Genomic DNA, 12,521 nt, shown 5'->3' on the forward strand with positions numbered 1-12,521 from the left:
TAAAATCTAAATAGCTAAACGCTACATATCTAAAAATTTAATTTAAAAGCTATATATCAAAAAGCTAGGGGTGCATTTTATGTTGGTACAAGTTGCTCTACCCGTGCCCCTTTATCGGGTATTTGACTATAGCGTATCAACAGATAGCAACGCCTCATCAAACGTGCCTTTGCCTCAGATTGGTAGCCGTGTCGAGGTGTCATTTGGTCGTCAAACCCTAATCGGTATTGTAATCGCTCATATCGCTGAAGCTGATAGCAGTGTGCCTAGCGGTAAGCTTAAACCCATCAATAAATGCCTAGATGCTGAACCTATTTTAGATGTCAGTATGTTAAAGCTTGCCTATTGGCTTGCGCGTTATTATCACTACCCGCTCGGTGATGTTTTGGCTGTTATCCTGCCAAGCCTAGTGCGTCAAGGCAAGCCGCTGGACTTACTGATTACGCACTGGCGGATTTTGCCGCATGTAAGCGACGATGACTTTCATGCTAATGCAAAAAAACAAAAGCAGCAGTTTGATATGCTCAAGCTACATGGCGCGCGCGGTGCTAGTGAAGACGTACTGTTATTAGAAGGTATGGAGCGCGCCTTTTTAAGGACATTAGAAGAAAAAGGTCTGATTGAGCGCTATATTGAGCCAAAACAAGCGCCGTCTCCTGTTACATTAGCAAAAATGCCGCTTGATCTAAATGAAGAACAGCAGCAGGCGGTCAGCGCTATCATCGCTACTCATCAAGCTCAGCGCTACACAGGTTTTTTATTAAATGGCATTACGGGCAGTGGTAAGACTGAAGTGTATTTACAAGTCATGCAAGCGGTACTCGAGGCAGGGAAACAGGTTTTAATTTTGGTGCCAGAGATTGGCTTGACACCGCAGACACGCGCCCGTTTTGCCAGTCGCTTTGCTGCTCATATTGTGTTGCTGCATTCTGGTATGAACAATACTCACCGTCTGCAAGGCTGGCAAGACTGCCGCACAGGACACGCCCAAATCATCATTGGTACGCGCTCAGCAGTGCTCTACCCCTTTGCTAACTTGGGGCTGATCGTCGTTGACGAGGCGCATGATGGCTCGTATAAACAACAAGATACCTTGCGCTATCATGCCGCTGACGTCGCGCTCTACCGCGGTGTACAATACAATATTCCAGTCATACTTGGTACCGCCACTCCTTCTCTTGAACATCTAAAACTGGTCGATGATGGCAAACTGGTAGAGTGCCAGCTTCGAACACGACCAGGTAATGCCAAGCCTGCGCCCATGCAGCTTATTGATGCGCGCTTGCAAAGTACGCATCAACAGACGACAGACGATGGCGCACGCTACGATACGGGGCTGACAGACGCCATGATTAGGGCAATACGGCAGACACTAGAGGCTGGCGATCAAGTATTGGTGTTCCTAAACCGGCGCGGCTATGCACCTGTCTTATTATGCGAAGCTTGCGGCTGGCAAGCAGATTGTCCACGCTGCGACGCCCATCTGACTGTTCATTATAATAGTCAGTCTCAACATAGCTCATATCTAAAATGCCATCACTGCGACTGGCAAGCTTATATTCCAACCGTGTGCCCTGATTGTGGCAGTCAAAACTTGGATGCCAAAGGTATAGGTACGACAAGGTTAAGCGAAAATTTGCACGCGATTTTTGCCAATCCGCAAACCAGCAAAGAGCTGTACCCGATTATTCAAATCGATCGCGATACCACACGGCGCAAAGACAGCTGGGAAAATATTTATCAGCGTATTAATCAAGGCAATCCTGCCATATTGGTTGGCACGCAAATGGTCGCCAAAGGTCATCATTTTCCCAACGTCACTCTTGTATGCTTACCCAATGCCGATCGCGGCTTTTTATCCGCGGATTTTCGCTCTCCTGAGCATACTGCGCAGCTGATGATTCAGGTAGCAGGACGAGCAGGACGTGGCAACAAAGCAGGACGCGTGCTGATTCAAACATTGCAGCCCGACAACGACTTATTATTAAAATTGGTAAAAGACGGTTATCAATCATTTGCACGTGAGCTATTGCAAGAGCGCAAAATAATGGGACTGCCGCCTTACACCCATGCCGCGTTGATTCGCTGTGAAGGCAAAACCCTTGCCGCTACCATGCAAGTACTTAAAGATGCCATCGCTATTTTGCCGAGTAACCACAACTTGGCAGTATTAGGTCCCATCGATGCACCTATGAGTAAAAAAAAACAGTCGCTACCATGCGCAGCTACTCCTGCTCGCCAAAGAGCGCCAGCAGCTCCACCATGTATTAAGTCACTGGTGGCAACCAGTACTGGCTCTGCCCAGCGCCAAATACCTAAAACTGACTTTAGATATTGATCCTATTGGCTGGTAGGCTTACACCTCAAACTTATCACCGTTTCCTCTTATTATTCTTAGGCTACTAAACGTATAGTCAATTCAAAATAACATGGTTATAAATTGAAGAGTGCTACTGGAATGAATTTTGCGCAGCCTCTGTGATAACAGCATGCAAGGAAAATTTATACCAGTAGCACTATGTCATTTTTACAGTGAATCGACTATAGCTTACTGGCTTCATTTTTACCTCGTCGTTACAGCTTCTAATACTCGACTATGTTAGATTTATCATTAGTCCTTGAAGTTATTTACTATAAATCTTAATAAATTTGAGTAACGTTATGAGTCAAGAAGATCCCAATCATAAGCAAAAGAAGCACTTGCCTCCAAGTAAGCCTATTGATGTGTATAAAAATGACGATAGTAACTATACTCCTGACAATCAAGATACTCACGATCATGATGAACACTTAAAGCAAACTACCGCACCGCGAGATACCAAAGGCTATCAACGCACGTTACTGATTAGCTTTGTGATTATTACAGGTTATATGTTTATTGAGGCGATTGGTGGCCTACTAACTGGCAGTTTGGCACTATTATCTGATGCAGGTCACATGCTAAGCGATGCCATTGCACTTGGTGCAACCTTAATGGCATTTAAAATCGGCGAAAAAACAGCCACCCATCAAAAAACTTTTGGTTATAAACGCTTTGAGATTATCGTAGCCACAGTTAATGGTGCGACGCTGGTGATTATCGCCTTGATGATTTTTTATGAAGCGATCAAACGCTTTAACTCACCGCCAGAGATTGCCACCCAAGGTATGCTAATCGTCGCGACCATCGGTATGCTAGTCAATATCTTGGTCGCTTGGCTGATGCATCGTGGTAGTAGCAGTGGCGATGGGCACGCGCACAGTCATGGATCAAATGAAGACCATGTAAAAGCTAAAAGTTCTGACACAAAAGAGCCTGTCAACCTCAATATGCAAAGCGCTTACTTGCATGTATTAAGTGATCTGCTGGGATCAGTTGCCGCTATTATTGCCGCCTTATTAATGATGGGGTTTGGTTGGGTTTGGGCGGATGCAGCAGCGTCTGTCATTGTCGCCATACTTATCTTAGTAAGCGGTTATCGTGTTGTACGTGATTCGGTACATATCTTGATGGAGGGCACGCCAGAAGGCATATCGCTGGTCGATGTTGAAGATAAGCTGCTTGCCCATCCACAAGTGAAACAAGTCCATGACCTGCATGTCTGGAGCATCACCAGCGGGCTAAATGCGCTATCTTGCCATGTGATGGTCGATGGGGATATGAGAATCTCGGATGCCAGTGTATTGATTGCTAGTCTTGAACAAGGTTTGTTAGCGCTTGGTATTCATCATGCCACCATTCAGGTTGAAAGCTTATCGCACCCGCAGACCAGCACCCATAGCGATGCACTGGTTTGTAATGTCTCAGAACGTCCTATAGATAGTAATAGTCATATTGGGCATAGTCATTAGTAACGAATAATCAATTAGGAGCCGTTAGATCGAAGAATTGTAGAAGGTATAGACGTATTCTATTATTGATTACGTCTAATACAACGATAAATGTGACGTAATATAAGCCAAATTGACCAAACTAGAGTCATGACCCAAACCAGTAGCCCAAGACCTAACAACGTCACTCTAATCCATAAATCTAAACAGCCATTGCACACATCAGGTAGATAAGCTGGGCCCATGTTTGATGCCATAATCGACACAAATCCAAACGCTAGGACAAAACCCAAAATTATAAAGCGTATAGAAATTCTTAGCGTAGTAACAATCCAAGTATCTTGTTTTTGTCGCTTTAAAAACTTTAGCATCACAGTGCATCTCATCTATCTAATAAAAGCCTTAACATCATAGCTTGTAATACTATAATCATTAAACAAATTAAACTTAAAGCGGTTTATGTGTTTATAATAACTATAATAAACCACTATTTAGTATACTAATTGACATTGGTAAGCAGACTTATTAGTATTTTTTAACCTACTTATTGACGATATAATCCTATGTCTAGACGCTCAGCGCCCTTTGTCGCCCCAGACTATATTGACAACCCTACGTCAAAAGATGGCAAAAAACACGCCAAGGTTTTGCTATCAACGCTGCAAGAAGACATTGCTAAGTTTCGTGACGAGCAGTTTCCGCCTGACATTTTACGTCAAATCCGCGACATGCCTATTTACGAAGGTAACTTAGCAGAAGTCCAAGCATACCAGCAGCGTTGGCAAACTTTGCTTGAGCGTGCGATGGCTTTTTATCCAGCAGCCAACCTACCACCTGACTACCTACCACTGCCAGCCAGCCTTGAGATACCGCAGTTTATTTATCATGTGCAGCGCCTGCATCTGACCAAAACCCGAGCCAAAGAATCCAAAAGCTTTGGCTCGGTCGGCGCACTGACTGATAAATGCGGCGATTATAGTGCTGAGGAAATTGTGCGCATGTCAGCAGTATTTGATAACGATGACGAGGCAAGATTGGTGGCGCATCGTGAGTTTATTGACCTACGTGCTTATGTATTTTGCCGCGATAGTAAGGGTGAGATGATGGAGCCTGAGCGCGTACGCTTTTATCGTACCGGTCTTATCGTCCATGCGTTGCCTGATTTCAAAGTCGTCGATAGTAGACAGACACCGCGTAAGCGCCGTAACGATGCTTATAACAATCCATTAGCAGACAATGGCGTTTGGAAAATTTATCGCAAAAAATGACTGTATTGTTTTATGTACTATATCTTTGATTATACTCTTGAATTGATTGCTAAGGATGTTATATGTTCGCTGCCGCTGCCGGCTCTCCAAACTTGATGCTACAAGCCACCATATTTTTGGGTGCAGCGCTGCTTTTTGTCCCTCTCGGTAAACGCTTCGGTATTGCTACTGTTCTCGGTTATCTGATTACAGGACTCATACTAGGCCCAAGCGCGTTAGATGTGGCAGGCGACGCTGAAAGCTTGCTACATTTTTCTGAGTTTGGCGTGGTCATGCTGCTGTTCATTATTGGTCTTGAGCTACAACCATCGCGGCTTTGGGCACTACGGCGCTCTATATTCGTCCTCGGCGGCTTGCAAGTTGGGCTTACTGGCACGCTATTAATGGTCATTTTGTATCATTTTTTCTCTCTACGTTTGGACACTGCTTTTATCGTCGGCTTTGGTCTAGCACTGTCATCCACTGCTTTTGTCCTACAGATACTCACTGAAAAACAGCAGCTCTCCAGTACGCATGGTCGCGAAGCGTTTACCATATTATTGTTCCAAGATATTGCCGTTATTCCCCTATTAGCAGTGATTCCGTTTTTGTCAGGTGTGCGCGAACAAAGCTACGATTTGATTTATTTTGCCAAAGTTTTTGCCGTCTTCGGTGGTCTTATCCTTGCCAGCCGTTATGTTATTCGACCATTTTTTAAATTTGTCGCATCTAGTGGTGCGTCAGAGCTGCTGACTGCTGTTGCCTTATTTATCGTCATGGGCGTGTCTATTTTGATGGGACAAATTGGTTTATCAATGGCGTTAGGGGCGTTTTTGACTGGTGTACTCTTAGCGGATTCTGAATATCGTCATGAGCTAGAAGCCAGTATTGAGCCCTTTAAAGGTTTACTGCTTGGTCTATTTTTTATGTCAGTAGGAATGTTAACTGACATAAAGCTTATCTTGGCACATCCTATATTTATCATTAGTTGTGCCGTGGCGTTAATGTTCATCAAGTTCGCTGTGATTACCACTATTGCAAAGGTACTAGGCAATCGCTGGCCGACCAGTATCCGACTTGGTGTGACCTTAGCTCAAGGCGGTGAATTTGCGTTTGTATTATTCAATGTCGCTGCGACCCAAAATGTATTGGCGCCTGAAATGGAAAATACGCTAAATTTAATCGTGACCATTTCTATGGCACTCACCCCGCTCGCCTTTTTACTATTGGATAAAATCGGTGAGCCTTTATTTGCTAAAAGTAAGCCTAGTCGCGAGCATGACACGATCCCCGATCATGAACATCCGGTCATTATTGCAGGTTTTGGACGCGTCGGACAGATTATCGGGCGCGTGTTACGCATGCATAATATCGAATTTACGGCCATTGAACGCTCGGCAAACCGAGTGGATTTTGTGCGTAAATTTGGTAACCAAGTCTATTATGGTGATCCCAAAAACCCCGAAATTCTACGGGCTGCTGGTATCAGTAAAGCACGTATTTTTATCATCGCGGTTGACGACTTAGAGCGCTCTATTACCACCGCTGAGTATCTACGCAAAAACTATCCTGATTTGGTTGTATTGGCGCGCGCCCGTGACCGTCAACATTATTATCGTTTACGTGAGGTTGGCGTACGTCATATCTGGCGTGAGACCTATTTGTCTTCGTTAGATATGTCACGTGAGTCTTTACAGCTGCTTGGTATTTCACCTGAAAAAGCACGCGACACTATTCAGACTTTTCGCGACTATGATGATGACTTGATTGAACGTCAGCAAGCTATCTATGATGATGAAGCGAGGATGATTGAATCAGCACAATCGGCAATGGCAGAGCTTGAAAGCTTGTTTGATGAAGATATTGGTAAAGCGCGTAAGATGGACTTAGGGGATTTTTATGAAGTTCTTAAGAAACAAGCAACGCCTGTTGATGATACTTCAAGCGACATTGCCACTGATCCTAAAGCATAGCGATTGTTATAAACCCAGCTTTAGCAGTCCTAATATTTAAATACTTAACCTTAGTTAGTTATGCAGCGTTTGGGAGCTTGTTTTTTGTTAAGCGAGCTTATGCAGTTCCAGCTATCGCTTTCGGGATTATGGTGAAATACTAGCGTTTGACCATTTAGGTAGCGTATAGGAAACTTGACGTTTTGAACGGTTGCCATCACTGCGCAGTCAGTAGCAGGTAGGCCGTCCACTTGCGTAGTGATATGCATGCGTACCTGCTGAGCATCGGTACTAAGGGGCAAGCTGGTCGGACACTCGCCTGTTTGCTGATAGATTAGCGCGACTCGATTCTGCGCATTTTTAGTAATGTCATACGCATCAAATAACACCTCGTTTTCTTTTTTCTTAGCAAGAATAGGTAAAAACTGCACATTGATTACCATAAGCGCGAAAGCAAAAAACCCAAAACCCAAACCTAAACCAAATAAGCTCACCCCGCCCTCACGGCGTAAATGCGCTTGCTGTGCCGCCTCATCACGTGGATGGTCATTGATAGCATCAGCAATCTCACGCCTCGCCATGCGGTAATAATATGCATCTGTCCAGCGCGCCACCATAAACGACCAAAATAACCAAATCATCGCGGCAATGCCAATACGTGTTGCCATCTGATAGACATCTGGAATATATGACATCGCTACAAACTCAAACGTGACTAGTGCGATGACAATATTAAGCTGGATAAATGACCAGCCAGCAACGCTGTAGACAAGCGCATCCATATAACGTTTGCGATATAAAAGCCAAGGTAGAGTCATAAAAAATGCAGCCCAGTGCCACTTAGGTGACAGATACCCTTGCCGATCAAATTGCGCAAAACGCTTGAGATAATAACCCTGTGTGCGATGACCAATAAACCATTGATCAAATTTTTTGCGCTTAAGAGGGGTTAGCTGTTCTTGATAAAACGGTGGTGGCGAATCCGTCTCAATAAATAACATAGCAGTAAACTCTATTGACTGGTAAAGGTTTAGAATTACTTAGAACTTAGAACTTAGAACTTAGAACTTAGAACACTAAATGGTGGTTTATTGTGTCGATAAATGAACTTTATTATATGATAATAAAACGCCAGATACGATGTACTTTAGTATAGGTCAATAGGCTAATATAGCGACTATTAAAGCGTGTATAAGCCATTGTAAACCTGATGTTAAATCAAAGTAGTTTAGTCATTGGCAATTTAATCATGCATTATGATATTGCACGTTCACACATAAGGGTATTTAACTTATAATACACTCATATTCGCTACCTAATTGAATTCTATTGCTCTTATGAATGAACACTCTCACACTGATAGTCCTATCAAGAATCATACCGATGTATCGACTGACACCGACACACAGACCAATGAGTCTATGACGTCTAATGCAGACGCATCCAATACTAAACATAAACGTATCGTCAATACGTTTATGAAACGCCGTACACACATGAATAAAAATGCTGAGCTGGCTCTAACTGATCCAAAATTTGCTCAGTATTTGGTCAATAACAGTTTTGGTGATGGCAATCTTAAAGACATAAACGATCTGCGCTCGTTATTTAGTGACACGCCTAATGGTAGTGACGCTCCACTCACTCTAGAAATCGGTTTTGGTCTGGGTGATTCGTTCATTGAGATGGCAGCAGCCGATCCTGCACGTAACTTTGTTGGCGTTGAAGTGCACGAGCCTGGTATTGGCAAATGTGCTTATATGGCCGGTACGCAGAACTTAACCAATGTTAAAATCATCAATGGTGATGCCATTCAGCTACTAAAGCAGCTGCCAGAAAACCACATTGACCGTATCCAGCTTTACTTCCCTGATCCATGGCAAAAAAAGCGTCATTATAAGCGCCGCTTCGTTAGTCCTGAGCGCATGACTATTGTCACTCGTAGCTTAACGCAAGGTGGCTGGTTCCATACGGCGACCGATTGGGAGCATTATGCATTTTGGATGGTCGATGTTTTAGATAATTTCGCTGGACTTAGTAACCAAGCTGGTAAGGGCAATTTTACGGCACGTCCTGACTTTCGTCCAATGACCAAGTTCGAACGTCGCGGCCTAGAGCGTGGTCATGGCGTATGGGATTTAATATATATTAAGGACTAGACTCTTATATTTTCTTTGAAGGTTTATATACAGCGGCTAATTAACTTAGCCGCTTTTTTATGAGACTATATAACTGATTCTAATACCAATTTTGTTTTTGCGTTTAACCAAGACCATACTAATCGACTTACTTACTCTTTGCTTGGCTCTAGAATGCGGCTTTACTCTAAAAATAAAGATAAAAACCCTTGCTATTTTTGGTTAACTTTTTTAATGAAAAACTCTTTTACTATTTTAGATTTTTGACAGCTCAAGACTGCGTTTATCATGGATACTGTACTTTTCAGTAATGTGAAACATGGACAAAAAAAGAAGAAGAATCAAGGCAATTTTCATCTAAAACATCCCTAATAAAAAGGACTAGAATGGATAAATGACTTTTAACATTAGCGCAAACATTGATAGCATAAGGGATTGCAGAGTTTTCCCCATTCCCTGTGGATAAGTATGTGGATAAGTGACTACTTGACACGTTTTTGACTTGATAAACTAATGGTTTAAGTAAAATTGGTTAATTTTTATACAATTTAAATGTCTATCTAAATCAATAACTTATATTCAAGTGAAAGTAAAAATAACTTTTTATAAATTAATTTAAATTTTTCTAATTACGAATTAATGTTTCACAAAATCGACTCTGAAGCCTATTTTTTTCTGTGGACAACTCAATATTTTTATTGACATCTTCTGTTGTTAGTGAGTTTAATCTATCATAATAACGGTAAGACTTTCTACCCATTTGAGCAGTTAAATCTCCTTTTATATCACACGACAGCTGTTGTCGTTTGATACCTTTCATATCATGATGTCGCACCTATATTTTGTTATAATCACTTCATCAAATCACACACCTACCAACCCTTTTGTTCTAAACTTTATTCTACTTTTATTATCGGTATTTTTTACTGTATAGTGAGATAAAATATTTATATCACGTTTATCTATACAACCATGATGTTAAAGGTAAGTTGAGACAGCCGATTTAACAGAATACCTCCCATACTTACCCGCTATATTTTCAAATTACTCTTTTATGACAACTTATGACAAGGACTCCATTATGGACGACAATAAAGCCAAAGCACTAAAAGCAGCACTTGGTCAAATTGAAAAGCAGTTTGGCAAAAATACCATCATGCATCTAGGTGATGATTCGGCAGCGCTTGATGTAGACGTTGTATCAACTGGCTCATTAGGGTTAGATATTGCCCTTGGAATTGGTGGACTACCCAAAGGGCGTATTATTGAGATTTATGGTCCAGAGAGCTCAGGTAAAACCACTATGACGCTACAAGCAATTGCAGAGTGTCAAAAGCAAGGTGGTACTTGTGCTTTTATTGATGCAGAGCATGCCCTTGATCCTGTCTATGCGCGCAGGCTGGGAGTAAACACTGACGACCTATTAGTTTCTCAGCCTGATAATGGCGAGCAAGCGCTTGAAATTACTGATATGTTGGTACGTTCAGGTGCGGTTGATATGATCGTCGTTGATTCCGTCGCTGCTTTGACACCGCGTGCAGAGATTGAGGGCGAGATGGGAGACTCACACATGGGTCTGCAAGCACGTTTGATGAGTCAGGCTTTGCGTAAGATTACTGGTAATGCCAAGCGCTCCAACTGTATGGTAGTGTTTATTAACCAAATTCGTATGAAAATTGGTGTTATGTTTGGTAGCCCTGAGACCACGACTGGTGGTAACGCTCTCAAGTTTTATGCTTCAGTACGTATGGATATTCGCCGTATTGGTGCGGTTAAAAACGGAGATGAAATCATCGGTAATCAGACTCGTGTTAAAGTCATTAAAAACAAAATGGCGCCTCCATTCCGTCAGGCTGAGTTTGAAATCACCTATGGTGAAGGTACCAATCATTTAGCTGAAGTCATTGATCTAGGTGTTGAAGTTGGTGCTGTCGGTAAAGCTGGTGCGTGGTATAGCTATGGGGATGAAAAAATCGGTCAAGGTAAGGCAAACTCAGTTATCTTTTTGAAAGAAAATCCTGAAATTGCTCAAGCCATTGAAGCGAAGATTCGTGCTGAAAAACTTGGTGCTGTTGACAATAATGAGACACCAGATGCGGACAATATGGATGAAGACTCAGACGCAGCGCCAGTTCAATAAAGGCTGCATTTTTCCTTTTATTTTTTAACTGATCAATAGTTATGAATATTAAAACATTAGCTGAAATTCTAGCTGAGTCGGAAGCCGATTCAGCTAGTACTCCTGCCTTAAAGCCAAAAACGGCCACTCAAAAATATCTATCTAAAAAGCCTGCCAAAAAAAAGAACTCTGTCGTTAAATCCAAATTTGAAAAATTCGCTCCTAAGCCTTCTTTACAAGGTGATGAGACGTTTGATAATTCTGATAACCTTAGTCATACTTCTCCGCCCTCTTCTCATGACCACTCCGCTAAGACTAAATCCAAAAAACGTAAGAAGCGCTTTCATCCAGCGGCTAGCTTTGAGCCTGAACCTAACACTGTACCTACCTATCAACCACCTAAAGCGCAAAGTATTAAAGAGATACTGGCAGAGGTTAAAAACAATGTCCATGAAACAAATATAGGCGACAAGTCTGATATAGGAGCAAAATCAGCTGTAGATCACATTAGTGACGCTACAATTAATCATAATGATGACGACGTCACAAAACCAAACGAAGACAGCGCAGTAGATAGTCAAACAGATAATTTACCATCCGCGCTAAAAGCCTATCTACGCACGCCTGAGCAGCGACAAGCAGATATTGACGCTATTAAAGCTGAAAGTCGTTTACGCTGGTTGGCATTTTACTATCTTTCACGCCGCGAATATGGCAAAGCTGAGTTAAAACAAAAACTTTTGGATAAAGAGCAAGATCCCGATAAGGTTGATACTTTACTCGATGAATTTGAGGAAAAAGGCTATCAAAGTGATTATCGTACGACCTTGATGCTGATTCGAGAAAGCATTCGTAAAGGTCGTGGTCGTGGTCGTATTAAACAGGAGTTTTATCGCAAAAAAGTTGAGATGCCAAGCAATATTGATGAGCTTATTGATATGGCTAATACAGAGACTGATGAGTTTAGTGAGTTTGTAGATGATGATCCAGATAATTTGGTCGAAGGTGTTGACTGGCTAAAGCTTGCAGTAGTAGCTCGTACCAAAAAATACGGTAACGACATCCCTACTGAGCAAAAAGATAAAGCACGACAATTACGGTTTTTACAGTATCGCGGGTTTAAAGCCGATGTATGCTTTGCTGCTCTTAACTATACACCAGAAACACTAGACGAACGCTTTTAACTGGCTTTTGTAGTCAACTCATTATTTGAATTGAAAATAGCCAAAAAAAGAGCACGTGATTAAACGTACTC

7 protein-coding genes and 1 pseudogene are annotated in these 12,521 nt (G+C 42.3%); 7 read left to right on the forward strand and 1 reads right to left on the reverse strand.

The genetic code is table 11. The features are described from left to right. Window positions 1-79 precede the first annotated feature (79 nt). The 4 genes and pseudogenes from PENNN9_RS09055 to PENNN9_RS09075 all read left to right on the forward strand — a co-directional run bounded on the left by PENNN9_RS09055 (window position 80) and on the right by PENNN9_RS09075 (window position 7,030). A pseudogene (locus PENNN9_RS09055) lies at window positions 80-2,354 on the forward strand (primosomal protein N'). A gap of 307 nt (window positions 2,355-2,661) precedes the next feature. Then, window positions 2,662-3,831, forward strand: coding sequence for a cation diffusion facilitator family transporter (locus PENNN9_RS09060; protein ID WP_058369374.1), 1,170 nt, complete (start codon window positions 2,662-2,664; stop codon window positions 3,829-3,831). A 542-nt stretch (window positions 3,832-4,373) separates the two neighbouring features. After that, window positions 4,374-5,078 carry a hypothetical protein gene (locus PENNN9_RS09070; RefSeq protein WP_058369376.1) on the forward strand — a complete coding sequence of 235 codons (705 nt, stop codon included), beginning with the start codon at window positions 4,374-4,376 and terminating at the stop codon, window positions 5,076-5,078. A 62-nt stretch (window positions 5,079-5,140) separates the two neighbouring features. Further along, window positions 5,141-7,030 carry a monovalent cation:proton antiporter-2 (CPA2) family protein gene (locus PENNN9_RS09075; protein ID WP_058369377.1) on the forward strand — a complete coding sequence of 630 codons (1,890 nt, stop codon included), beginning with the start codon at window positions 5,141-5,143 and terminating at the stop codon, window positions 7,028-7,030. A 50-nt stretch (window positions 7,031-7,080) separates the two neighbouring features. Here the strand turns inward: PENNN9_RS09075 and PENNN9_RS09080 are convergent, their stop codons facing one another. After that, window positions 7,081-8,010 carry a DUF2628 domain-containing protein gene (locus PENNN9_RS09080; RefSeq protein WP_058369378.1) on the reverse strand — a complete coding sequence of 310 codons (930 nt, stop codon included), beginning with the start codon at window positions 8,008-8,010 and terminating at the stop codon, window positions 7,081-7,083. A 420-nt stretch (window positions 8,011-8,430) separates the two neighbouring features. Here PENNN9_RS09080 and trmB point away from each other — a divergent pair, with 420 nt between their 5' ends. From trmB to PENNN9_RS09095, 3 genes are all read left to right on the forward strand, one after another. Beyond that, a complete protein-coding gene (gene trmB / locus PENNN9_RS09085) occupies window positions 8,431-9,168 on the forward strand; it encodes a tRNA (guanosine(46)-N7)-methyltransferase TrmB (RefSeq protein WP_413771744.1) in 738 nt (245 codons plus the stop codon). Window positions 9,169-10,228: 1,060 nt separating this feature from the next. Then, window positions 10,229-11,287 (forward strand): recombinase RecA, encoded by a 1,059-nt coding sequence (gene recA, locus PENNN9_RS09090; protein ID WP_058369380.1) that lies wholly within the window; start codon window positions 10,229-10,231, stop codon window positions 11,285-11,287. Window positions 11,288-11,328: 41 nt separating this feature from the next. Continuing rightward, complete coding sequence (locus PENNN9_RS09095; protein ID WP_058369381.1) at window positions 11,329-12,450, forward strand: regulatory protein RecX; 1,122 nt, start codon at window positions 11,329-11,331, stop codon at window positions 12,448-12,450. Window positions 12,451-12,521: the final 71 nt, after the last annotated feature.

It is taken from the genome of Psychrobacter sp. ENNN9_III, from assembly GCF_001462175.1.
Lineage (GTDB): Bacteria > Pseudomonadota > Gammaproteobacteria > Pseudomonadales > Moraxellaceae > Psychrobacter.